Annotated in this window: 27 protein-coding genes and 1 tRNA gene; 12 read left to right on the forward strand and 16 right to left on the reverse strand. The window is 69.3% G+C overall.

What is annotated here, in order from left to right; genetic code table 11:
- Nucleotides 1-90: 90 nt before the first annotated feature.
- Nucleotides 91-831, forward strand: coding sequence for a Tellurium resistance (locus tag ACFW2G_RS13685; protein WP_384448658.1), 741 nt, complete (start codon nucleotides 91-93; stop codon nucleotides 829-831).
- A gap of 92 nt (nucleotides 832-923) precedes the next feature.
- Here ACFW2G_RS13685 and ACFW2G_RS13690 read toward each other — a convergent pair whose 3' ends face one another.
- Nucleotides 924-1,685, reverse strand: coding sequence for a TerD family protein (locus ACFW2G_RS13690; protein ID WP_037924018.1), 762 nt, complete (start codon nucleotides 1,683-1,685; stop codon nucleotides 924-926).
- Nucleotides 1,686-1,879: 194 nt separating this feature from the next.
- Between ACFW2G_RS13690 and ACFW2G_RS13695 the strand changes: the two genes are divergently transcribed.
- Genes ACFW2G_RS13695 through ACFW2G_RS13710 form a run of 4 tightly spaced genes read left to right on the forward strand, consistent with a single transcriptional unit; the run spans nucleotide 1,880 to nucleotide 7,072 of the window.
- A complete protein-coding gene (locus ACFW2G_RS13695) occupies nucleotides 1,880-3,046 on the forward strand; it encodes an HpcH/HpaI aldolase/citrate lyase family protein (protein WP_384448654.1) in 1,167 nt (388 codons plus the stop codon).
- Between the two features lie 8 nt (nucleotides 3,047-3,054).
- Nucleotides 3,055-5,589: a phosphoribosyltransferase gene (locus ACFW2G_RS13700; protein WP_384448651.1), complete on the forward strand. Its 2,535-nt coding sequence runs from the start codon at nucleotides 3,055-3,057 to the stop codon at nucleotides 5,587-5,589.
- Complete coding sequence (locus ACFW2G_RS13705) at nucleotides 5,586-6,416, forward strand: HAD family hydrolase (RefSeq protein WP_384448648.1); 831 nt, start codon at nucleotides 5,586-5,588, stop codon at nucleotides 6,414-6,416. Before ACFW2G_RS13700 ends, ACFW2G_RS13705 begins: the two co-directional genes overlap by 4 nt.
- Nucleotides 6,413-7,072, forward strand: coding sequence for an O-methyltransferase (locus ACFW2G_RS13710; protein WP_037924024.1), 660 nt, complete (start codon nucleotides 6,413-6,415; stop codon nucleotides 7,070-7,072). Before ACFW2G_RS13705 ends, ACFW2G_RS13710 begins: the two co-directional genes overlap by 4 nt.
- Nucleotides 7,073-7,095: 23 nt before the next feature.
- On the opposite strand, the gene ACFW2G_RS13715 is transcribed toward ACFW2G_RS13710, so the two are convergent.
- From ACFW2G_RS13715 to ACFW2G_RS13725, 3 genes are all read right to left on the reverse strand, one after another.
- Nucleotides 7,096-7,323: a zinc ribbon domain-containing protein gene (locus ACFW2G_RS13715; protein WP_037924459.1), complete on the reverse strand. Its 228-nt coding sequence runs from the start codon at nucleotides 7,321-7,323 to the stop codon at nucleotides 7,096-7,098.
- 252 nt (nucleotides 7,324-7,575) lie between these two features.
- Nucleotides 7,576-8,139 (reverse strand): DUF4383 domain-containing protein, encoded by a 564-nt coding sequence (locus ACFW2G_RS13720; RefSeq protein ID WP_384448807.1) that lies wholly within the window; start codon nucleotides 8,137-8,139, stop codon nucleotides 7,576-7,578.
- Nucleotides 8,140-8,448: 309 nt separating this feature from the next.
- Nucleotides 8,449-9,732: a hypothetical protein gene (locus tag ACFW2G_RS13725; RefSeq protein WP_037924026.1), complete on the reverse strand. Its 1,284-nt coding sequence runs from the start codon at nucleotides 9,730-9,732 to the stop codon at nucleotides 8,449-8,451.
- A 65-nt stretch (nucleotides 9,733-9,797) separates the two neighbouring features.
- On the opposite strand from ACFW2G_RS13725, the gene ACFW2G_RS13730 reads away from it, so the two are divergent.
- Nucleotides 9,798-9,872 (forward strand) — tRNA-Val (locus ACFW2G_RS13730).
- Nucleotides 9,873-9,944: 72 nt separating this feature from the next.
- On the opposite strand, the gene ACFW2G_RS13735 is transcribed toward ACFW2G_RS13730, so the two are convergent.
- The 11 genes from ACFW2G_RS13735 to ACFW2G_RS13785 all read right to left on the reverse strand — a co-directional run bounded on the left by ACFW2G_RS13735 (nucleotide 9,945) and on the right by ACFW2G_RS13785 (nucleotide 17,090).
- Complete coding sequence (locus ACFW2G_RS13735; protein ID WP_384448642.1) at nucleotides 9,945-11,096, reverse strand: tyrosine-type recombinase/integrase; 1,152 nt, start codon at nucleotides 11,094-11,096, stop codon at nucleotides 9,945-9,947.
- Nucleotides 11,096-11,284, reverse strand: coding sequence for a helix-turn-helix transcriptional regulator (locus ACFW2G_RS13740; protein ID WP_384448640.1), 189 nt, complete (start codon nucleotides 11,282-11,284; stop codon nucleotides 11,096-11,098). The genes ACFW2G_RS13735 and ACFW2G_RS13740 overlap by 1 nt, the downstream gene beginning before the upstream one ends.
- Nucleotides 11,281-12,672 (reverse strand): replication initiator protein RepSA, encoded by a 1,392-nt coding sequence (gene repSA, locus ACFW2G_RS13745; RefSeq protein WP_384448804.1) that lies wholly within the window; start codon nucleotides 12,670-12,672, stop codon nucleotides 11,281-11,283. Before repSA ends, ACFW2G_RS13740 begins: the two co-directional genes overlap by 4 nt.
- Before the next feature lie 91 nt (nucleotides 12,673-12,763).
- Complete coding sequence (locus ACFW2G_RS13750; RefSeq protein ID WP_384456553.1) at nucleotides 12,764-13,099, reverse strand: SpdD-like protein; 336 nt, start codon at nucleotides 13,097-13,099, stop codon at nucleotides 12,764-12,766.
- An 11-nt stretch (nucleotides 13,100-13,110) separates the two neighbouring features.
- Nucleotides 13,111-13,269 (reverse strand): hypothetical protein, encoded by a 159-nt coding sequence (locus ACFW2G_RS13755; RefSeq protein ID WP_384456555.1) that lies wholly within the window; start codon nucleotides 13,267-13,269, stop codon nucleotides 13,111-13,113.
- Nucleotides 13,270-13,282: 13 nt separating this feature from the next.
- Nucleotides 13,283-13,477 carry a mobile element transfer protein gene (locus ACFW2G_RS13760; RefSeq protein ID WP_384456558.1) on the reverse strand — a complete coding sequence of 65 codons (195 nt, stop codon included), beginning with the start codon at nucleotides 13,475-13,477 and terminating at the stop codon, nucleotides 13,283-13,285.
- A gap of 3 nt (nucleotides 13,478-13,480) precedes the next feature.
- Nucleotides 13,481-13,657, reverse strand: a complete 177-nt coding sequence (locus tag ACFW2G_RS13765) for a hypothetical protein (protein ID WP_384456561.1) — start codon at nucleotides 13,655-13,657, stop codon at nucleotides 13,481-13,483.
- Nucleotides 13,658-13,671: 14 nt separating this feature from the next.
- Nucleotides 13,672-14,367 (reverse strand): DUF2637 domain-containing protein, encoded by a 696-nt coding sequence (locus ACFW2G_RS13770; RefSeq protein ID WP_384456564.1) that lies wholly within the window; start codon nucleotides 14,365-14,367, stop codon nucleotides 13,672-13,674.
- An 83-nt stretch (nucleotides 14,368-14,450) separates the two neighbouring features.
- Complete coding sequence (locus ACFW2G_RS13775; RefSeq protein WP_384456567.1) at nucleotides 14,451-15,806, reverse strand: FtsK/SpoIIIE domain-containing protein; 1,356 nt, start codon at nucleotides 15,804-15,806, stop codon at nucleotides 14,451-14,453.
- 3 nt (nucleotides 15,807-15,809) lie between these two features.
- A complete protein-coding gene (locus ACFW2G_RS13780) occupies nucleotides 15,810-16,154 on the reverse strand; it encodes a hypothetical protein (RefSeq protein WP_030688073.1) in 345 nt (114 codons plus the stop codon).
- Nucleotides 16,155-16,292: 138 nt separating this feature from the next.
- Complete coding sequence (locus ACFW2G_RS13785) at nucleotides 16,293-17,090, reverse strand: GntR family transcriptional regulator (RefSeq protein WP_384456570.1); 798 nt, start codon at nucleotides 17,088-17,090, stop codon at nucleotides 16,293-16,295.
- Between ACFW2G_RS13785 and ACFW2G_RS13790 the strand changes: the two genes are divergently transcribed.
- From ACFW2G_RS13790 to ACFW2G_RS13815, 6 genes are all read left to right on the forward strand, one after another.
- A complete protein-coding gene (locus tag ACFW2G_RS13790) occupies nucleotides 17,091-17,555 on the forward strand; it encodes an NUDIX hydrolase (protein WP_384456573.1) in 465 nt (154 codons plus the stop codon).
- Nucleotides 17,555-17,785 (forward strand): e9imm peptide, encoded by a 231-nt coding sequence (locus tag ACFW2G_RS13795; RefSeq protein ID WP_384456576.1) that lies wholly within the window; start codon nucleotides 17,555-17,557, stop codon nucleotides 17,783-17,785. The genes ACFW2G_RS13790 and ACFW2G_RS13795 overlap by 1 nt, the downstream gene beginning before the upstream one ends.
- 521 nt (nucleotides 17,786-18,306) lie before the next feature.
- A complete protein-coding gene (locus tag ACFW2G_RS13800) occupies nucleotides 18,307-18,870 on the forward strand; it encodes a hypothetical protein (protein ID WP_384456341.1) in 564 nt (187 codons plus the stop codon).
- A 261-nt stretch (nucleotides 18,871-19,131) separates the two neighbouring features.
- Nucleotides 19,132-19,257, forward strand: coding sequence for a hypothetical protein (locus ACFW2G_RS13805; protein WP_384456338.1), 126 nt, complete (start codon nucleotides 19,132-19,134; stop codon nucleotides 19,255-19,257).
- A 199-nt stretch (nucleotides 19,258-19,456) separates the two neighbouring features.
- Complete coding sequence (locus ACFW2G_RS13810) at nucleotides 19,457-20,059, forward strand: hypothetical protein (protein WP_384456335.1); 603 nt, start codon at nucleotides 19,457-19,459, stop codon at nucleotides 20,057-20,059.
- A 1,081-nt stretch (nucleotides 20,060-21,140) separates the two neighbouring features.
- Complete coding sequence (locus ACFW2G_RS13815) at nucleotides 21,141-21,695, forward strand: hypothetical protein (protein WP_384456332.1); 555 nt, start codon at nucleotides 21,141-21,143, stop codon at nucleotides 21,693-21,695.
- Between the two features lie 162 nt (nucleotides 21,696-21,857).
- Here the strand turns inward: ACFW2G_RS13815 and ACFW2G_RS13820 are convergent, their stop codons facing one another.
- Nucleotides 21,858-22,265, reverse strand: a complete 408-nt coding sequence (locus ACFW2G_RS13820; protein WP_384456329.1) for a hypothetical protein — start codon at nucleotides 22,263-22,265, stop codon at nucleotides 21,858-21,860.
- Nucleotides 22,266-22,621 lie beyond the last annotated feature (356 nt).

Raw genomic sequence — 22,621 nt, forward strand, 5'->3', positions numbered from 1 at the left:
GCTCACGGGCCCGGCGGGCCGCCCCGTTCTCCGTAGTCCTCGCGGGGACCAGGGGATCAGACCAGGGGATCAGGACCAGGGGGGTAGGGGATGGGCTTCTTCGACGGCATCATGGGCAGCCGAGCCGTGCAGTTCCAGTCGGGCAGTGCCTCGTCGAACGCGATCGAGCTGACCAAGCGACATTCGACGGTGTCGCTCACCAGGCAGGGCGCCGTCCACGGCAACCTGCGCGTCAACCTGTCCTGGCGCATGCGCACCTCGGACATCGGCGGCCGTTCCGGCCAGAGCGGCCAGCTCTTCCGCCATCCGTTCAAGCTGTTCAAGCCGGACATCGTGCAGGCACACACCCAGGGCATGGTCAACGTCGACCTCGACATGGGCTGCTTGTACGAGCTGGCGGACGGCACCCGCGGCGCCGTCCAGCCGCTGGGCAACCTGCTGGGCGACCTCAACGACCCGCCGTACGTCAAGCTCAGCGGTGACGACCGGTTCGGATCGGGTTCGGGGGAGACCCTCTACATCAACCTCGACCACGCTGACGAGATCAAGCGGATGCTCGTCTTCGTCTACATCTACGACCAGACCCCGGCCTTCGACCGGACGCACGCCATGGTCACCCTCTATCCCGTGACCGGCCCGAGGATCGAGATCCCGCTGGACGAGCGGCACCCGCAGGCCCGCTCCTGCGCCGTCGTCTCCCTGGAGAAGGTCAAGGGCGAGCTCGTCGTCAAGCGCGAGGTGAAGTTCGTGTACGGGTTCCAGTCCGAGCTGGACCGGCTCTACGGCTGGGGGCTCCAGTGGGGGAGGGGCTACAAGAGCGCCAAGAGGTGACCGCAGCCGCCCCGAGGCCTCCCGGTGCGCCCGGTCCCCCGGGCCTTCGGCAGTCCCTCCCGCGGCTGCCGGAGCGCCTCCGGGGTGCGCTCTCAGCGGCGGATGAACTGGGGGCCTTGCGCCGGCAGCCGGAAGGTCGGGTCGCCGCCCGGGCCCGGCACCGGGGACACCGGCTGCGGGTAGCCGTAGGCGGGCGGGGCGGCCGGCGGGGCCTGCGTCGGCGGCGCCATCGCAGCGGTCTCGTCGGCGCCCGGACCCGCTGCGGGGGCCCCGGGTCCGGCGGCCGCGCCGGCGTCGGGCTCGGCGGCGTTCTCGTCGACCGCGATCCCGTGGTCGGTCGCCAGCCCCACCAGGCCGTCGGAGTAGCCCTCGCCGAGCGCCCGGAACTTCCACCCGTCGCCCCGGCGGTACAGCTCGCCGCAGATCAGCGCCGTCTCCGCGCCGGTCTCGGGCCGTACGTCGAAGTAGGCCAGCGGCTCGGAGCCACCGGTCGCGGTGGCGTCGTACAGCAGGATCCGCAGGTCGCGGACCCGTTGGAAGGGGACGTCCTCGGCCGAGGCGACCACCAGGATCCGGTCCACGCTCGGGGTCACCGTGCGCAGGTCGGCCTGGACGGCATCGGTGACGGCGTCGCCCACCTGCTTCTTGCCGAGGCGCCAGACCGCCCCCGAGGGGTGCCGGGGCTGGTTGTAGAAGACGAAGTCCTCGTCCGAACGCACCCGGCCGTCCGGGCCCACCAGCAGCGCCGAGGCGTCCACGTCCGGCACCTCGGGGCCGCCGGTCCAGCGCAGCACCGCCCGGACCGCCACGGGGGCCACCGGGATGTTCGAGCCCTTCTGCATCGCGTGCGTCATGCACGTCATCCTGCCCTCCCGGGGTGGAGCGGGACAATGCGGCCCCCCGTAGGGCCTTGTACCGATCGTGCGAGCTGGGCATCGTGCAAGTGGGTTACCTGAACTTCATGTGCTTGAGGAACTCTTCGTTCACGTTCGTACGTACTATTACCGGCCATGCCAGTTGGGCCGCCGAGGTTGTACGGGGGAAGCACATGCGTCACTTTGGGCACATATCGCCCACGGTCCGTAAGGACCTCTTCCACCAGGAACCGGCGGAGTTCACCGGGACCTCACCCGCCCGTCTCCTCGCGGCGGCCCTCGGGGCCACCCTCTACAGCCCCGCCACCCGCCCGGCGCTGGCAGCGGACATCCGCAAGCAGGCCGGCCGCGGAGTCGTCTCGATGGTCCTCTGCCTGGAGGATTCGATCAGCGACGCCGATGTCCTCGACGCCGAGAACAACCTCGTCCGCCAGTTCCGCGACCTCGACGCCGACGCCGGCGAGCTCCCGCTGCTCTTCATCCGCGTCCGCACGCCCGACCAGATACCGGACCTGGCACGCCGCCTGGGCCCCTCGGTACGGCACCTGGCCGGATTCGTACTTCCGAAGTTCGACGAACGGCGCGGCATCCCCTTCCTCGAAGCCGTCGCCGACGCGGAGGCCGTGAGCGGACGGGACCGGCTGTATGCCATGCCCGTCCTGGAGACGCCGGAACTCCTCCACCTGGAAACCCGCGTGGAAGCCCTCGCCGGGATCTCCCGCACGGTCAACAGCCACCGCGACCGGGTCCTGGCACTGCGCCTCGGAGTCACCGACTTCTGCTCCGCCTACGGACTGCGCCGCACCCCGGACATGACCGCCTACGACGTCCAGATCGTCGCCGGCGTCATCGCGGACGTCGTCAACGTCCTCAGCCGGGCCGACGGCACCGGATTCACCGTGACCGGCCCCGTCTGGGAGTACTTCCGCAGCCAGCAGCGCCTCTTCAAGCCCCAGCTGCGCCGCAGCCCCTTCCTGGAGGAGGGCGTCGAGGAACTGCGCACCGCGCTGATCGAACACGACCTGGACGGACTGCTGCGCGAGATCGAGCTCGACCGGGCCAACGGGCTGCTCGGCAAGACCTGCATCCACCCCGCCCACGTCACACCCGTGCACGCCCTGTCGGTGGTCTCCCACGAGGAGTTCTGCGACGCCGAGGACATCCTGAGGCCCGAGCGCGGCGGGGGCGGAGTGATGCGTTCGGCTTATACGAACAAAATGAACGAGATCAAGCCCCACCGGGCCTGGGCCGAGCGCACCATGCTGCGCGCCGAGGCCTTCGGTGTGGCGAAGGAGCAGGTCGGCTTCGTCGACCTGCTCACGGCCGGGCTCCAGGTGTGAGCGAGCCGGTGCCGAAGCAGACGACGAGGAAGGGCAAGACGATCGACGAGGTGTGGTCGGGTACCTGGGTCGCGGACCGGCTGGGAGTCGCCCTGCACGACTCCGAAGGGGGGCCGCGGCCCGGTCCGCGGCTGAGCCCGCGGCTGACGGACCTGCTCGGGATGGCCCTGCGGCGCAACCCCAAGCGCGCACACCTGCTGGTCTCGCAGGTGCTGGGCAAGCACGTCCCGCAGTCCCCGAGCACGGTGTACGCCGCCGGGTTCGGGCTCGGAACACGCGTACGGGCCCTGCTCGGCGACGAGGCCGCGGCGACGGCCGTGGTCCTCGGCTACGCCGAGACCGCCACCGGACTCGGCCACTGCGTCGCCGACGGCCTGGGATCCGCCCCGTACCTGCACTCCACCCGCCGGCCCGTCCCCGGCGTCACGGCGGCGGGCGGCTTCGAAGAGGCACACTCGCACGCCACCTCCCACCTGCTGCTGCCCGAAGACCCCGCGCTCCTCGCCGGCGACGGGCCGCTCGTCCTGGTCGACGACGAGTTCTCCACCGGCAACACCGTCCTCAACACCATCCGCGACCTGCACGCCCGTCACCCCCGCTCGCGGTACGTGGTCGTCGCCCTCGTCGACATGCGCTCCCCGGCCGACCGCGACCGGCTCACGGCCTTCGCCGCCGAGCTGGGCGCACGCGTGGACCTGATCGCCCTCGCCTCCGGCACGGTGTCCCTCCCCGACGGGGTGCTGGCCAAGGGGAAGGCGCTGGTGGAGGAGCACGAGCAGACGGACGCGGCGGACGCGGCCGGACCGGCGGGCTCCCCGCGGCCCGTCCTGCACGTCGACCTGCGGTGGCCGCACGGGCTCCCCGACGGCGGCCGGCACGGCTTCCACCCGCTGCACCGCGAGCGTCTGGAGGCCGCCCTGCCCGACCTCACCGCCCGCCTCGGGGCCGCCCTCGGCGCCGATCCCGGACGGGTCCTCGTCCTCGGCAACGAGGAGCTGATGTACGCGCCGCTGCGCCTGGCCAAGGCGCTGGAGGAGACGGGCGCGGCCCGCGAGGTCCGCTTCTCCACCACCACGCGCTCCCCGGTGCTGGCCGTGGACGACCCCGGCTACGCCATCCGCACCCGCCTCGTCTTCCCCGCCCACGACACCCCCGCCGACGGCCCCGGCGACCGCTACGCCTACAACGTCGCCCGCCCGGCGGACGGCTCCGGCTTCGACACCGTCGTCGCCGTCGTGGACTCGGCCGGCGACACCCCCGAACTGCACACAGGACTCCTCGCCGCCCTCGCCCCGCACACCGGCCGCCTCGTCCTGGCCGTCGTCCCCTCCTACACACCGTCCACGGCGCCCCTGCCGCCGGGCACGGCCTTCAGCACCCCCGACACCCGGCAGGAGCCGACCATGCCCGAGCCGCTGCGCGGCCCCGCCTTCTCCTCCTACGCCCCCGAGGACGTCGGCTGGCTGCTCCAGGACCTCTCCGGCGTCCAGCTCGAAGCCCCCACCGAGGAGCGCGAGGAGGCTATCCAGGCCGGCGGCGCGCACTACGCCGAGTCCCTGCCCGTCGAGTACCAGCCCTCGCCCCAGTACCAGGAGCTCTACCGCAGCGCGCTGACCGCCTCCGCCGCCCGCGTGGCCCGCGCCGTCGGCACGGTCACCGAGACCGTCCTCGCCGAACGCTCCCCCTCCCCGGTCCTGGTCTCCCTCGCCCGCGCCGGCACCCCCGTGGGCGTCCTGATGCGCCGCTGGGCCCGCGCCCGGCACGGCCTGGACCTCCCGCACTACGCCGTCTCCATCGTGCGCGGCCGCGGCATCGACGCCAACGCCCTGCGCTGGCTGGCCGCCCACCACGATCCCGCCGACGTCGTCTTCGTCGACGGCTGGACCGGCAAGGGCGCCATCACCCGTGAGCTCAGGGACGCCCTGAAGGAGTTCCCCGGCTTCGACCCGGAGGTCGTCGTCCTCGCCGACCCCGGCTCGTGCGTGCCCACCTACGGCACCCGGGAGGACTTCCTGATCCCCTCCGCCTGCCTCAACTCCACCGTCTCCGGGCTCATCTCGCGTACGGTTCTGAGGTCCGACCTGGTCGGGCCATCCGACTTCCACGGCGCGAAGTTCTACCGCGAGCTCGCCGGAGCCGACGTCTCCGCCGAATTCGTCGACGCCGTCGCCGCCCACTTCGACGACGTCGCGGACGCCGTCGACGAGGAGGTCAAGGAACTCCTCGCGGCCGACCGCACGCCGACCTGGGAGGGCTGGGCGGCGGTCGAGCGGATCAGCGAGGAGTACGGCATCCACGACGTGAACCTCGTCAAGCCCGGCGTCGGCGAGACCACCCGCGTGCTCCTGCGCCGGGTGCCCTGGAAGATCCTGGCGCAGCGCGGCGCCGGGTCCGACCTGGACCACGTACGGCTGCTCGCCGAGCAGCGCGGCGTCCCGGTGGAAGAGGCCGACGACCTGCCCTACACCTGCGTCGGGCTCATCCACCCCCGATTCACGCGCGGCGCCACCGGCGCCGACGGAAAGGCTGTGGCCACCCAGTGACTGTCCTCGTAGCCAGTGACCTCGACCGTACGCTCATCTACTCGGCGGCCGCCCTCGGTCTGACCATGCCCGACCCGGTGGCCCCCCGCCTGCTCTGCGTCGAGGTCCACGAGAGCAAGCCGCTGTCCTACATGACGGAGACGGCAGCGGCGCTGCTGGCGGAGCTCACCGAGGACCCGTCCGTCGTCTTCGTCCCCACCACCACCCGCACGCGCAAGCAGTACCAGCGCATCCGCTTCCCCGGCCGCCCGGCCCGGTACGCGATCTGCGCCAACGGCGGGCAGCTCCTCGTCGACGGCGTGCCGGACCGCGAGTGGCGGCGACAGGTCGCGGCGCGCCTGGCCGAGGAGTGCGCCCCGCTGGAGGAGGTCCGCGAGCACCTGTCGTCCGTCGCCGACCCGGCGTGGCTGCGCAAGGCACGGGTGGCCGAGGACCTCTTCGCCTACCTCGTCGTCGAACGCCCCCTGGTTCCCGACGCATGGCTCAAGTCCCTGGCGGAGTGGGCCGGGCCCCGCGGCTGGACGGTCTCCCTCCAGGGCCGGAAGATCTATGCCGTGCCGCGCCCGCTCACCAAGAGCGCGGCGATGCGCGAGGTCGCCCGCAGGACCGGGGCGACCACCACCCTCGCCGCCGGCGACTCCCTCCTGGACGCCGACCTGCTGCTGGCGGCCGACGCCGCCTGGCGCCCGGGCCATGGGGAACTGGCCGACGCGCACTGGACGGCCCCCTCGGTGACCGCGCTCGCCGAAGCGGGCGTCCTGGCCGGCGAGGAAATCGTGCGCGCATTCGCCCGCGAGGCCGGTCGGCTCGGCAGACTGGACGCATGACCAAAGGCAACAGCACGAAGATCACAGACGAGCTGTACCGCTACATGCTCGACCACAACCCCCCGCTGGACTCCGTCCAGCGGGGGCTGGTTGCGAGGACCTATGCCGCGTTCCCGGACGTCGCCGGGATGCAGTCCGCGGAGGAGCAGGGACCCCTGCTGGCCTTCCTCGTCCGCCTGACCGGCGCCCGCCACATCGTCGAGATCGGCACCTTCACCGGCTTCTCGGCCCTGTCGATGGCCCAGGCGCTGCCCGCCGATGGCCGCCTCATCGCCTGCGACGTCTCCGAGGAGTGGACGGCGTACGGCAGGCAGGCCTGGGAGGAGGCCGGCGTCGCCGACCGCATCGAGCTGCGCATCGCGCCGGCCCTGGAGACCCTGCGGGCGATGCCCACCGAGCCGCACATCGACATGGCCTACGTGGACGCCGACAAGGAGAGCCAGATCGCCTACTGGGAGGAGCTCGTCCCGCGGCTGCGTCCCGGCGGTCTGATCGTCACGGACAACACCCTGTTCCACGGCACGGTCCTCGACGAGTCGGCCACCGGCTCGGCGGCCGGCGTGCGCGCCTTCAACGACCACGTCGCCGCGGATCCGCGCATGGACTCCGTCCTCCTGGCGATCTCGGACGGCCTGACGCTCTCGCGCAAGCGCTAGACGGGCGCTGGCAGGCAGCAGCGTCAGCCGCAGCCGCCGCCACCGCAGCAGCCCCCGCCCGCACCGCCCATGGGGCGCGCGGCCGCAGCCGCGGGCGCGCGGCCCGCCCCGCCCACGGCGACGGCGGACAGCAGCTTCACGGTGTCGGCGTGCCCGGCCGGGCAGTCGGCAGGGGCGGAGGACTCGGCCATGGGGCGGCTGACCTCAAAGGTGTCGTCGCAGGTCCGGCAGCGGAATTCGTAACGAGGCATGCACACAGGCTAAGCGCGCGCGGCGCCCGCGCGCTACGACTCCCGGCCGGCTCGCACACGGTGTCGGGGCCGGCCGGTGGGACGCGGGACGGCGTGTGGGAAGGAGAGGACGGCGGTGGTCGGGGGCTACCCCGGGCGGGTCGGTGCCGGTGCGACGCCCGGCGGGTCGGCGCCGGTGCCGCGACGGGTGGGCCGGCGCCGCGGCGGGTGGGCCGGCGCCGCGGCGGGTGGGCCGGCGCCGTCCCCCGACACCTAGACGGCGTCGGGCCGCGCGAGCTGCCCGCGCGCCAGCCTCGCCCGGTCCTCCCGGGCCGCCTGCTCAGGGTGACGGGCCCGCCAGTACGGATTGTCGTGCGGCAGCGCGCTGCCCACCCGCCCGTACATCCCGAACCACATCAGCATCACGCCGACGACGAAGCTGAACAGCACGTTCTGGATCTGGAAGGCCAGGAAGTTCAGCCCGGTGTCGAGCAGCGCCAGGTTCACGAACCCGCTCGCGATGAACAACACGCCCAGCACGATGTTCAGCGTCGAGGCGAAGGTCCCGCCCAGCACCATCCCGACGATGAGCAGCCCGCCGATGCAGATCGACAGGACACTCAGCGCACCGTTGGTGTTCAACGCGAGCACGGTGTCCCCGCCCGTGTCGAAGAACCCGATCCGGTCGACCAGGCCCAGGATCCCGAAGACCACCAGCAACAGACCGGTCAGCCCCGCCCCGACCCGGTACACCTGGCTGAGCTTGTGATCGATGGGCAGGTGCTCGTCGAGCCGGGCATTGACGGGATGCAGAACGCGCTGCACCCGCCGCGCCATCGGGTGCGGGTCCTGCGGTACGCGGGGCTCGTACGGCTCGTGGGCCACGTAGGGCGCATAGTGCTCATGGGGCTCGGTGCATCCGTACGCCGCATGCGGCGCATACGGCTGCTGCGACACCGGGGGTGCCTGGGACGCATGCGGCTTGTGGAAGGTGTGGGCAGCCATGGAGGCCTCCTCTGCTCCGTCCCGCACCCTCCAGCATCCGTCGCCGGACGCCCCACGACAAGCGCGACCCAGAAGACCGGCGCGACAAGCGCCACGGGGCCGCGGAGCCGCGAAGGCAGGGGCGGAGCAGACCCGCCCGCGCTAGCCGTGGGCGAGCTCCTCCCGGATGCCGGTCACCACCCGGTTCACGGAAGCCCGGACGGCCTCCATCTCCTGGAGGAACGCCCAGTAGTCCGGATGCCTGCCCTCCAGCCCGTCCAGCGCCCGGCCCACCCGCGCCACCGCATCGTCCAGCGGCCGGGCGTGCCGCGGATCCGGCACACTGCGCCCCGCCATCGCCAGCCGCTGGGCGTCCCGGATCGCGAACCGGGTCCGATCCACTTCCGCCTGCGGATCCCGCGCCACCGCCTCCAGCCGCGTCAGCCGGTCCTGCGCCGCCGACACCGCCTCGTCCGTCGCCTCCAGCGCACCGCGGACCGCCTCGATCAGCGCCCCCACGTCCGCCCAGCGCTGCTCGTCCCGGGCCGCGCCCGCCTCCCGCAGCTGCTCCTCGGCCCGGGACACACTCCGTACCGCCTCGTCCGGCACCTGCTGGAGGTCCTGCCAGCACGCCGCACTGAACCGCCGCCGCAACTCGCTCAGCACCGGATCCACCCGTTCCGCCCGATTGCGCAGCGCCTGCGCCCGGGTCCGCAGGCTCACCAGCCGCCGGTCGATCTCCGCCGCCCGCTCCGGCAGCCGCGCCGCCTCCGCCCGTATGGCCTCCGCGTCCCGCAGGATCCGGTCGGCGCGCCGCACCGTCTCCTGCACCCCGTGCTGTGCCGCGCCCTGGTTCAGCTTGGTCAGCTCCGGCCCCAGCGCCGCCAGCCGCGCCGCGAGGTCGTCGGCCCGCATCCCCTTGGCCCGCACGGCGTCCAGCGCATCACTGGCCCCGATCAGCGCGGCCCTGGCCCGCTCCCGCGCCGGCGCGACCCGCGCGAGCTGCGTCTCGGCCTTGTCCAGCAACGGCTGCAGGCTCTGCGCGAACCGCTCCAGCTCCCCCTTGACCCGCACGAGTTCATCACGGGCACGCGTCAGCTGATCCCGCGCACGCGTGGCCACCGCGGCCTCCAGCTCCGCCCGGTCCAGGTCGTGCGCGTCGACCGCCTCGATGTAGACGTGGCTGACCTGGTCGATGCGCTGCCCAAGCGCGGCGAAACCCTCGGTCGCCTGCCGTGCCGCGGGCGACCCGTCCGCCGCGGCGATGGTCTCGATCGAGATCCGCAGATCCCGCTGCGCCGTGTCCAGCTCGTAGAACGCGGCCGCGGCGGCATCCTTGGCCGCCTGCGCATCCGCCCGCCGACTCTCGTCCCGCCCACCGAACCACCGCCGGGATGCCGTCGTCACAGTCCCTCTCCCGTACGTGTCCGCCATGCCCCGGTCCATTCTCCCCCACGGGAACGGGTTTGCGTGGGGGGTGTGCCCGCCATGTAGGCTGTCCACTCATCCACGGGTGCGTAGCTCAGGGGTAGAGCGCTGCTCTTACAAAGCAGATGTCGGCGGTTCGAAACCGTCCGCGCCCACCAGGGAAAAGGCCCCTCGCCGATCATGGCGAGGGGCCTTTGACATCTACATCTGACATCAACGGGAACGGTCGATCACGACCGGGGACGACTCCTGAGCAGCCGGTCGATGTGACTCACGGCCTCGCGCTGCGTGTCCTGGACGACGTGGGTGTAGACGTTCATCGTGACGGCGATCTGGCTGTGACCGAGGATCTCCATCACGACGCGGGGCGGGACGCCGGCGGCGGTGAGAAGCGTCGCCGTACCGTGCCGGGCGTCGTGGAGTCGGACGACGCGGAGGTCAGCGTTCTTCGCGACGCGGGTGAACGAGCGGTAGAGGTTCCGCGGCTCGATGGGCTGTCCGGTGCGGGTGGTGAAGACGTACCCGGTGTCCGTCCACTTCTCTCCGGCGCGCTCGCGGGCGGCGGCCTGCCTGAGACGCTGCCACCGGAGAGGCGCGATGCAGATCGCGGGGAGCGGGAGCGTCTGCTTGCGCCGGCGTCCCTTGGGATCGTCCTCGTATACCTCACCGGCCACCCGCTGGCGCTGAGTCCTGACCCGGATCTCTCGCTTGTCGAGGTCGACGTTCTCCCAGCGAAGGCCGACGACCTCACCGCGGCGGAAGCCGAGGGCGATGGCGAGCACGAAGGCGGCGTACAGCGGGTCCTTCCGGGCGGCGGCGAGGAAGTCGAGCGTCTCGTCCAGGGACCAGGGGGAGAGCTCCCGGGCGGCGACGGTCGGCGGCTCGACGAGCGTCGCGACATTCCGGCTCACCAGCTCCTCACGGCAGGCGGCGGTGAGGGCGGTGCGCAGGACCCGGTGGGACTCCTTGGCGGTGGCGGCGCTGGTCTTCTTCTCCAACTGGACGAGGAAGCGCCGGACGTCGGCGACGCCGAGGGATTCCAGCCGCTTGGGCCCGAGCATCGGAACGAGGTACAGCCGGACGTGCACCTCGTACTTGGCCGCGGTGGTCTTCTTGCGGCGCGGCTTGACGATGTTGTCGAGCCAGTACGGCAGCCACTCGGAGAGCTTCATCGAACGGGTCGGGACGGGAACGCCGTTGTCGACCTTGTCGAGGAGCGCGCGGCGCTTGGCGTCGCACTCGGCCCAGGTCTTGCCGTAGGCGAACTTCCGGGCGCGGGTGCCGTCGGGCTGGAGGACGTAGACGGCAGCCTGATAGCGGCCGTCGGACCGTTGGGTGATGGTGCCGGCCCCGTTGGGGTTGCGCTTGCGCTGGGCGGCCATCAGGCGGCCTCCTCAATCTGGTTGTTGATGAAGTCCTGGACGGCGTCGGCGGGAACGCGGCGCGACCGGCCGATGGTGATGGAGACCAGGCGGCGGGACCGGATGAGGTCGTAGACGGTGGAGCGGCCGAGCTTGAGGCGCGTCATGACCTCGGGAACGGTCAGCAGCTCGGCGGTGGCGGTGGTCATGCTGCGGCTCCTTCCAGGGCGAGTTGGTCGCGTAGGGCTTCGCGGGCGGTCTCACGGTTGAGCTGGATGTCCCGGGCGATGGAGGCGGCGAGGGCGGCTTCACCGGGGGAGTGGCCCTGACCGGCGTAGGCCCAGGAGGCGAGGACGAGGACGGTGTCCGGCTGGATGTCGTCGAGGCCGCGGGCGGTGCGTTCCTGGGCGGCGCGGTAGTCGGCGCGGGTCTGGCGAAGGTCGCCCAGGGTGGTGGAGTACTGCCGGGACTTGGTGGAGAAGTGGCCCCGGAAGCCGAGCATGTGGGCCCAGGCGAGGAGGCGGCGGTCGGGGTAGAGCGGGTCCAGGTCGAAGCAGGCTTCGACGAGGCGGCGGGTGTGCTCGGGGATGGCGAGGAGGACGAGGGCCTCACGGTTGCCGATACGGCGGTCGAGGCTTCCAGTGGTCTCGGCAGCCTTGGTCGAGTACTTGGCGATGTAGGAAGCGACGGCCTGTTCGGTGATGTCGGAGCCGTCGCCGAAGGCTCGGACGGGCCGGATGTCGAGCTGGGTGCCCCAGCGGAGTCGGCGTAACGGCTGATCGCCGACGGCGGGGACGGCGATGGTCGTGTACGCGTGGGCAGCGGCAGCCTGGATGGCTCGGGTGAGGAGTTCGGTCGTGGCCCAGGACGAGGGAGGGGTGTCGGGCCCGTCGGGTCCGTCGAGGCGGATCACGGCGTGGAAGTGGACGGCGCCGCGCTTCTGGAACTCGGCCACCTTCCCGTAGGAGAGCCGGGCGACCTCCTTCAACTCCCGCTGGGAGAGCCCGGCAGCGGCGGCGATCTCACGGCGGAGCCGGGTGGCGAACCTCTGCCAGAGCTGTCCGGCGTAGTTGTTGAACAGCACGGCGCCGGCGTAGTCGTACGCGTCGGGATCGAGGGGCGTGCCCAGCTCGGCAGCGTCCTCAGAGTGACGGGTGCCGCAGCGACAGGGCCGGGTGCCGGGCCGGTTGTGGACCGGCCCGAACGACGGCGCCGTGAGGGTCAGGAACACACGGGGGTGATCGCGGACGGCGGCCGGGATGTCGCGGCGGTCGTCTCCGGCAAGGCCGGCGCGGATGAGGTGGTACGTGTCGCCCGCGTAGGTCCAGGCGCAGGCGGGGCAGCGGGAGGCACGGCGGTTGCCGCAGGCGATCCGGAGCCGTCCGCCGGGCTCGGCGTCGGTGGAGTAGCGGTGCAGGGCCTCGCCGGTGGTCTTGTCCCGGGTCAGGGTCCAGCCCTGGAGATGGATGGGCTGGGAGCAGCCACCGGTGCGGTGAATCTGTTCCTTCCAGCGGTCGAAGCCGGGGGAGGCGGCCACCCGGAGCATGTCGCTCAGGGTGGCCGGGGCCAGGCCCGGTACGTGGTCGGTGTCGGTCATCATGAGCAGGCGCCTTCTGGTTCTCTGGACTGGATAGGGGCGGGGCTCCCGGGCGGCGGAGACTTGGCGGTTGAGCCGCCCGGGAGCCCGACTAGCGGCGCTTGTGCTGGTCGTTGAGGAGCGAGCGCAGGACGACGGCGCAGACGGCGACCGAGGCGGCGCTGACGGCGACGGCGAGGAGCATCGAGACGAGGACCGTGCCAACGACCAGGACGAGTCCGGCGCCGCCGGCGACGACGGCGAGGAGACCGGTCGGGGTGAGGCGGACGGCCGGGACCTGGACGCGGGGCGTGGCCGGGATGGGCGCGAGGGTGTGATCGTGGTGGTTGCAGGCCGCCGGCTCGATGTCGGCCGAGGTGGTCGGCTGGACGAGCGGGGTGACGAGGCCGGTCGGAAGCGGGTTGACCGGGATGCGAGGGCGGAGCATGGTGGGTCTCCCTACTTGTTGATCGTGGTGTCGATGAGCGGGGCGAGGACGCTGTCGGCGAGGAGGTAGCCGCCGAGGAGGATCACGGCGACGAGCCACCAGGGCGGGCGGATGAGCTTGATGCCGAGGCCGCCGACGACGACCAGCGCGAGCCAGAGAGGGACGTCCATGGGCGTGCTCCGTTCAGTCGGTGATACGGCAGCGGTGCGTACGGGCGGCGAGCTGGGCGGCCGAGGAGCTGGAGTAGGCGGAGGACCAGCCGCAGCGGTCGGACGTGCAGACGGCGGCGTACTTGGTACGGCCGTGGCGGTCGCGGTGGGTGCCGATCTGCACGGGGCCGATCCGCATCACGGAGTGGAAGTGGTCGCGGGCGGCCATGGCTCAGGCCTCCCTGGTGAAGTCGTCGGCGTGCTCGTTGAGCCACTGGCGAATCTCGGCCGACTCGTACTCGTCGGCGGCGAGGATCACGGGCTCGGCGGTGGCCATGGCTTCCACCAGGCGGTTGTTCCGGGTCAGTTCGGCGGCGCGCTCCAGGGCGTGCCGGGTCGAGTGGCGCATGGTCGATCTCCTTCTCAGGCGAGCTGGGCGGCGATGGCGTTGGCCATCAGGGGCGGGACGCCGAGGCGGGCGCGCAGGGTGTCGGCGTCGATCGGGTAGCCGGTGCGGGCGCGGTAGTCGTCGGCGACCTTCCGGGCGTGAGCGACGAGCGCCGGCGGTACGGAGACGGGGGCGGGTTCGGGCTCCGGTGCGGGTTCCGGATCCGGCTCCGGGGAGGGAAGGGCCGGTGCGGCGGCGATCTCCGGCGCAGGCTCGGCTACGTCATCCCGCTCGATGACGGCTTCCACGGCTGAGGGTTGCTCGGTGGTCGTGTCGGGTTCGGCAGGCGCCGCCGGATGCCCAGGTGAGTGGACAAGGAGGGTGCCGCCGAGGAACGCGAGGGCGGGCCAGCCCGCGACGAGGATGCGCAGCCAGGCGGGAACATGGCCGAGGTCGAGGAGACCGGCGGTGGCAACGTTCGCGCCGAGCGACGCGGCCAGGGCGACCATGAACCATGTCCAGGCCGAGCGGGCAGGTTCACCGGCAGCCCGCGAGGTCCGCAGCCGGTGCCAGGCGGCGACGAGCAGGAGATCCACGGAGACCGGGTAGGCCCAGGCCTTCCAACCGGACTGTCCGGCAGCCGCAGCCAGGTCGTGGAGGTGAGCGAAGGACAGGGCGCCGGCGATCACGGCTTGTACGAGGACGGCGTCCGGTCGGCGGATGGGACGCATCGGAGGGTCCTCCTTCCGGTTTCGGGCATGGGAGGGGTAGAGACCTGGCGCGATGCGGTCACGCCGCCGTGGAGCGAGGGAGTTCAGGCGATCGCGGGAGCAGTGACGGCCGAGGGCGCCGCGGCTTTGCCCAGCGGCGGCAGGACGGGCCGGAAGGCGTCCAGCGCGGGGATCTCGGGCGTGCGGTGAGCATGGGAGTTCGCGATGTTCACGGCTCGCCGGAGCGTGAGGTGGGGAGTGCGGATGCGGACCCACCCACCGGAGGAGTCGCCGGCGACGGCGGTGCCGGGCCGGTCGGTGCGGATCTGAACCGTGGCGAGGACGGCGTCCGGGGCGATGTCGCCGAAGGCCATGTTGGCGGAGGTCTCGTCGTTGACGCGGTGAGCGGTCCGGCCGGTGAGCTGGGCACGGAGCATGGTGATGCCCTTGCCGAGCTCGGAGCCGAAGCGCTGCCCGCAGATCTCCAGGTAGATGCCGGCGGCACGGCCGAGCTGAGCGAGCCGGACGAGTGAGGTGATGATCCGGTCCCGGCGCTTCTCTTCCTCCTTCGTGGCGAAGAGGGCGAGTTCGGCGACCTCATCGACCAGGAGCACGATCGGGGTCGGTCGCAGACGATCGGGCAGGTCCCAGATGTCGGCGGTGATCTCCGCATCCGGCAGGTCTGCACTCAATCTCTGCTCGCGGCGAATTAGTTGGTAGACGTCCTCCATGTGCTCGACCAAGGCGTCGAGGAGGTCGGCGGCGGCGTCAGGGTTGTCGCCCAGGGCGGTGAACCGCCGGGCAAGCGGAGCAAGTTCAACGCCCTGCTTGCAGTCGATCCCGACCAAGGCGACATCCAGCGGAGCGAGCGCAGCAACGAGGTTGCGCTGATAGACGGACTTCCCGGACTGGGTGGCGCCGACGTTCAGCGCGTGCGGGGTCTGGCGGTAGTCGCGGTAGTAGACCTCTCCGTCCTCCCGCATGGCGACCGGAACGCGCATCGCCCCGGCACGGGCAGTTGCGGGCATCTGGACCCGCTTGAGGACGTCGTACCCGGTCATCCGCAGCTCGACGACACCCGAGCGGATCTCCCGGGCGGTGACGTTCTGCATGACGAACGAGTGCCGGAGCCGGTCCGAGGCGGCGGAGAAGTCGAATGCGTCCTGACCGGGGCGCAGCTTCACCCGCAGTACGAGCCCAGTACGTGTCGGCCGCAGCCGCAGGATCCGGGGCGCCCGCGAGTCGAGGATGGGCCGGCCGGTCATCCGAGCCAGCGCCAGGCGCCAGCGCGAGGGCGGGACGGTCAGCCCACACGCGTCCATGACCGACGCATACCGGGCCAGGATCCGCACCACGGCGAAGGCGACGCCGAAGCTCATCCAGTACCAGGCCGGACGCTGCCACCGCAGCAGCAGGGCGACCGTGGCGACCAGTGCGAGGGTGACCGTTAAGGCGGTCATGGGTCAGCCGACCTTCGCGGCGGCGAGCGAGGTGACGGCGACGGCGCGGAAGCTGATGCCGTGCCGCTTCTGGCCGTTGAACTCGTTCTCCCACGGCCGGGCGACGACCCCGGTCAGGGCGACCGGGGTGCCCATCGACAGCTCCTCGGAGATGCCGGTCTTGGGCACGGTCAGGTTGAGGATCTCGGCGTTGCCGTCCATGACGAACATGACATCGACAGTCATGAGCGGGGCACCGGTGTCCCGGTCGGTGGCGATCTCACCGGTCTGACGGTTCGCGATCTTCGGGGCCGGGGGCTGGGCCACCATCACCATCGCGGCGGAGGTGTCGACGGGGATCTGACGCACAGTGGATCACTCCTCTATATAGGCTGGACTCATCCACTCCTGTACAGGAGTGACATGGGGAAGAGTGCACCACTCCTGTACATGAGTCAACCCGCCACGGAAAGAATCCGCAGCGGGTTGAGGGGAGTTGAGCGAGCGTCAGTCGGTCGCGGGGATCCGGTACTGGAAGACGAACTGGTCAGCGGCCATGAGCGTGTCGCAGACCTCCACGACACGCCCCTTCGTGGTCACCGCATCCCGCACCAGCTGAATCACGGGGGCGCCAGGACTCAGGGCCAACTCGGAGGCCTCCGCCTTCGCGGCCGACCGAGCCTGGAGCGTCTCCACGAACTCGGCGAAGGTGTGACCGTGGTCTTCGAGCCGGGCATAGATGCCACCCGGGCCGGGGTTCTCGGCGAACAGCTCGGGGATGTCCTTCACCACGTCCCACGGCAGGTACGACGAGGCGGTCTCGACGGGCGTCCCGTTCCGGAAGTACAGCCGACGCCGCGCAAGCACCTGAGTCCCCACCTCGACACCAAGCCGCTCAGCGATGTCCGCGGGCGCCTCCATGGGCCCGATGTAGAGGACGCTTACCTTCGCGGTGGCGCCGGACTGCTCGGACTCGGCGAGGTAGGCAGCCTTACCGCCCCGCCGGTGAGAAGCGCGGAAGCGATCCGAAGACCGAAGCCGTACGGGAGGCCGGTCCTTCACGATCGAACCCTTGCCGTGCCGGGTCTCGACGAGCCCGCTGGCCCGAACCTCGACCATGGCCTTCCGAATAGTCCCCCCAGCAACCCCGTACCGCTCGACGAGCTCCGACTCACTCGGAACCATGTCGCCGGCCTTGAGGACGCCGGACCGGATCTGCTGGACGATCTCGTCCGCGATCTGCACGTACCGAGGTACGGCCCTGCCAGCTCCTGCTGGAGTTCCCACAGTCCTACCCACTCTCATATGCTCCTGTACATGAGTAACGGGAGCGCGGGAACAAAGTCAACGCCACTCCACTCGGTGTCCGTGGCCGGAGCGGTAGTGCGCGAAGACGGGCGCCTCCTGGCCATCCGCCGAGCGGACAACGGCACGTGGGAGCTCCCGGGCGGCGTCCTCGAACTGACCGAGGCACCGGAAGCGGGCGTCGCCCGCGAGGTCCTGGAGGAGACGGGCATCCACGTCGAGGTAGACGAGCTGACCGGCGTGTACAAGAACACCACCCGCGGCATCGTGGCCCTGGTCTTCCGCTGCAAGCCCTCAGGCGGCACCGAGCGAACCTCGGACGAGTCCACCGCGGTGGACTGGCTGACGCCGGCCGAGGTCGAGGAACGCATGGCCGAGGTCTACGCGATCCGCCTCCTGGACGCCCTGGACGAAAACGGCCCCCACGTCCGAAGCCACGACGGCCGCCACCTGATCACGCACTAGTGAGCACACAACCGGCATGGCGGATGACCCGCGAGGAAGCGATCCTCCTCGTCGAACACCTCATGAACCCAGAGACTCCCGAGGAAGAGTCTTCCGAGATTCTGGCTTCCCTTGAACGGGGCCTGGCCTGCCCGCACATCAGCGACTACATCTTCTGGGACCCCGATCCCGAGCTGACGCCCGGAAAGGTCGTCGACAGGGCCATGGCGTACAAGCCGATCGTCCTTTGAGGGCAGCGCGGTAAGACTTTCTCTACTTCATCAAGGCACCCGCCGCGCACAGCGCGGCGCGCGCGGCCCGTCGCCCGGGCCTGCGCTCCTGTCTGACGCCCCGCTCCAGCCCGGCCGCCGTCCGCACGCCTACGGCTCGGGTTGATGGTGAGAACCGCGGTGGCTCGGCCGGCTGATCAGCTCGCGTCAAGACGATGCCTCCGGCGGGGGCGCTCCGACTCCGGGATGGCGGGGGCGCCGTTCGCGGGTGCCGGCCCGTGGATGGCTGGGGTGGGGAACTCCCATCCCGTCCGCCATCGACCCAGGACAAGCCGAGCAGACGCGGGGCCGGGCGTCCAGGTCGTTCGTACAGTGGCGCGCTCCACCTGGACGCCCGGCCCCGCGTCCGCTCCACATGCGTGTGGGTCGACGGCGGACGGGATGAGAGTTGGGCGATCGTTTGGTTGCGGCGGACTGAAACCCCACCGGCCATCTTCGGCCATTCACCCTCCAGATGGCTTGTTTCAATCTATTCTCGCGATATGGGCAACTACATAGCGGCACTGGCCGTCGTGATTAGCCTGGGTGCGCTTCTCTACGCACGTCGACAGGCTGTCTATGCGGGGCACCAACTGAGGCTCGCCGAGCGGGTGAGTAAAGAGGCGAACGACCCCTACGTCGTGGTGGACATCTGCCCTCGCGCTGGCGGCAGCGGGATCCTGGTTTTCGTGATCGAGAACCTCGGCAAGACAGTAGCCCGTGATGTCGAGTTCACGATCGACCCGCCAATCCAAGGAGGCGAGAGCCCAAACTGGGACACGGACATTGCGTCCGCCGTAGGACGCAGGATCCCTTTCCTGCCGCCTGGCCGTCGCCTTGAGTGGTTCTTCACCTTCGGTGGCCGCTTCTACCAAAGAACCGATCTGCCACGCCAGTACACCGTCACGGTGAACGCGGTGGGGCCCACGGGCGCGATCGCTCCCATGACTTACGTAATCGACCTGAACGTCATGGAGGGGATGGCCCTCGATCGCGAAACCGTGGTGGCCAAACTTGATCAGATTGCCAAGCACGCCGAGGCTGTGAGCGAGAAGCTGGGCCCCTAAAGCGCCTGGGCACTGGGCTCACCTGTGCTGCACGGCGGGGGCGGCGCAGGAACTGCGGTCAGGCCCAGTGGCGGGGCGGGGCGGGGCACTCGTGTGGTGGCTGCCGGTCGGCGCCGTTGTCCTGATCCCGAGGGCGGCACGGTTCTGGGTGGGCGCACAAGGTCGTTCGTACAGTGGCGCGCTCCACCTTGTGCGCCCACCCAGAACCGTGCAGGGGCGGTGCCCATCAGGACAACGGCACCGACCTCGAAGGAGCACACCATGGCCTGCACCGACCCCCAGTGCGACGCCGGCATCATCCCCAACCCGTACTCCGACGACCCTGAAGACCTCACCCTCTGCCCCGTCTGCAACCACGGCTACGACCCCCGCGACTACGCCAGCTGACCACCCGGGGCCCCGGCGCGAGTCGGGGCCCGAGTTTGGCGGCAGTGGGTCCGTGCAAAACCGCTTGCGAGTGGCGCGCTCCGCTCACAAGGTCGGCGCCGCACTTCGGCGCTTTGCCCGGTGATCGGTGGGACAAAAGCTGAAGGTGGCAGTGCAGTCAGGAGGGGTCTGTGTCCTGAGCTAGGAGGTCGTGCAGCATATGACCATGCAGCTTGATTCCATCGTCACCGTTGCGCCGCTGATCACGGCTGGTGCAGCACTCATCGTCGGCGGCGTTACGCGGTGGACCCAGAAGGGCGTAGCCCGAGATCGGATCCTCTGGGAGGGCAAGCTTGAGATTGCCAAGTTTGACGTAGCTCGGTTCGAGACGACGCTCAAACACCTCATCGAAGCAGCGGATGCCGGCACTCGTTACGTCGTTGCGCTGGGCGATATCGATGCCACTGATTACAAACAGCGCGAATCGTATGTTTTCGCCATCTTGGAGCCGATCGGCAGGGCCAGGGTAGAGGCGCATGCGTTGCCAACCTTTCCCGGCATTGATGAGGTCAAGGCGGCAATCGGGCGACTTGAGAAGCTTGCCGCGGTACCCGAGAGCCACGAGAGTCTTTTGGATCTTTGGGATCCAGTCGGGCTGGGCGAGGCAATCAAGATGCTGAGTAGGGGGCGCAGCACCTACATGCGCGAAGTCACTCAGCCTAGAACGTCCAGGTTGCGGACGCTGTGGACCTGGAGTGGCAGGCGATCCCGTGAGCCGCTGGAGTCGTCAAGCGCTGTGGTGACGGCTGACATCAGCGCCTGACACCAACAGGAGCGGATTCCGCCGATCGCTGATCAACCTCGGCGGCAGGTCAGTGGGGACTGCAAACGGAATGTGCGAGATCGCGTACCCCGGGTCATCGACCTGATAAGGATGAGGCAAAGCGGCAATGCCGATGGAGTCGTCGTCACTCAACGAACGGCACTATGCCCGACCACGTTAGGTCAACTTGCTCCTGTCCCCGCGATCTTGACCAGCCTGTTGAGCCACGCCGCACCACAGTTGATCTGCCCAGCGATCGTACGCGCCCCACCCAGCACGAGCAGCAGTTCGACTCGGCACCACTCCGCGGGCCACACTCGGGTCCACCGATGATCTGACGATCTCTCCCGAGTAGTTGCTTACAGGAAGAACCTAAGGGGCATAGTTAGTACCCAGGAGGCTCAATTCCAGGTGTCTCACAAGCACCACCCGACTCGCCAGTTTCAGAGGGAAAGCAATGGATGAGATCGAGGAAAGTTCTATTGACCTGCACGCGACCGCATCGGGGAACAGTGGAATTTATCAAGCACGCAGAGATCAGCATGTCACACACAACAACGTCTCCATCACCTTACACACCCTTGAGGCTTCGACTCTCACGCCTGGATTAGTCCAGAGAGCAGCCGATACATCACCTCAACCGGACCGGCGAAGTTTCATGCAGGTGGTCGGGAGTGTCGCCTTAGGTGGCGTCAGCCGGTTGGGCGGATCGGTGCGAGTCGCGCCCGACCTAGTCACATCCTTGGCGCACTTACGCAAGAATCTCGTAGCCTCTGAGAGGGTGATAGGGCCGACACGACTTCTCCCATTGGTTCACCATCAAGTTAGCCTCGTCGATGCGCTAATAAAGGAGACAGGCGAAACTCACATCGCTCAGAGCCTACTTAGACTGCAATCCCTGTGGATGGATTTCTCGTGCTGGCTGTGGCAAAGCCGCGGGGACTATGATAAAGCAGCGGTATATGCCGATCGATCAATCATACTCGCCCAGGCTGGAGGCGACGAGGTTCTAGCCTCGTACTTCTTCTCACGCCGCTCCCAAGTGGCAGCCGACCAGGGCAATGGAGCCTTAGGATTGGGGATGGCCGAGTTCTCCACCAAGTTAGAGGGCGAGAACATCCATCGAATCTCAGCTAACGCTCACCTACAATGCGCGCAGGCTTGGTCGATTCTCGGCAACGAAAGAAAAGCTCGACAATACCTCGATACCGCCGAGGAGCTTCTAGATGGTGCGGGACATCTCTCGAGCAACCCTCTCGGAATCTCCGCTAGCTTTATGCGTGCACGCCATCTCCAAGCCCAAAAAGGAATAGCCCTACTAAGGCTTGGACGCTTCGAGGAGTCGATCAATAATACATCAGCAGCCATGGATGGATGGGGTGAAGATTTCGGCCATGAGGGAGGATTTCATCTCTCATACCTGGCTCTAGCTTACGCAAGAAAGGGGGAATGCGACATCTCTCTCCAGCATGCGATGTCAGCGCTGGAGATTGCCAACAAGGCTGGTGCCGGCCGAGGCATCGAGATCTTAGAGGAAGTAGGTTCAACGCTGATAGGCAGAGGTTATTCATCGCCAGTAATGGACGCCTTTACGCGTCGACTAAAAGCCGATCAGGACGCCGGAAGCCGGTCATGAACCTGTGGCTTGCATCAACTCGAGCCGGACAGTGGGCAGCAACAGCGCTCCCCCTTCACTCACTCGCTCTGCCCTCGCCCGCGCATACTCAGTGATTCCCAGATGACCAGACACCTGGCAGACCCTGCCACAGCCGTCGGCACAACCTCCTAGTGAGCCTCATCAGTCGATAATGTGCTGGTCGCGGCCTGCCTGATAGATCCTGGAATGGCCCGAGGCGGTGGCATGTTGCGTCACTGCTGGGGCGCCCCCTGGCTGCGCGGCCAGTTCATCCAGCAGCCTCCGCAGTTCGCCGGCTACCTCCGGCCGGATAGCGAGAAGGCGTCGAATCCGCCCCTGCCATTCCGCCTGAAGCTCACCATGAACATTTGAATCACCCGTCTCCGAGGCTACGAGAAGGTCCTCGCGGGTGACATCGAGTTCGACAGCGACAGATTCGGCCCGCTCTGCGTGCTCACGTCGCCAGAGTGACGTGATCCCCTCCCGCACCCGTTCCCAGGCGTCCGTAGCCATCAAGGTGACGATGGTAGTTCCTGCACTACTGGCCAATGCGACGATCTCCGGTTCCACAGCTCCCCCCTCAGCCGTTGCCTGACGTCAACCCTGCAACTGTATGACGCACTATTCGACACAAGGGAAACTTGGCTGTAACCGGGCGCCACGGTGGCGTAAAACCAACGCGCACAGCCCTCAGGTCTGGTGTGCAGTTCTACCGATGCCGAGGATCCCGGTCTAACGAAACTCGGCCCTGGACAGCTGCGGCTGGTTCTCGCTCTATCTGCGTGCGGCCATCAGCCCCACCCTGGGCGCTGGGGAAGCATCGCGATCGTAGGGGGCTGGGATGACTAAGCGACGACGGTCGCAGCCTAGGGACAACCGGGGGCGCTTCACAACAACCGGCGTCCCGCTATGGCTGGGCGTCCTGG

The sequence above is a fragment of the Streptomyces sp. NPDC058880 genome (assembly GCF_042742535.1).
In the GTDB taxonomy this organism is placed as follows: Bacteria; Actinomycetota; Actinomycetes; order Streptomycetales; family Streptomycetaceae; genus Streptomyces.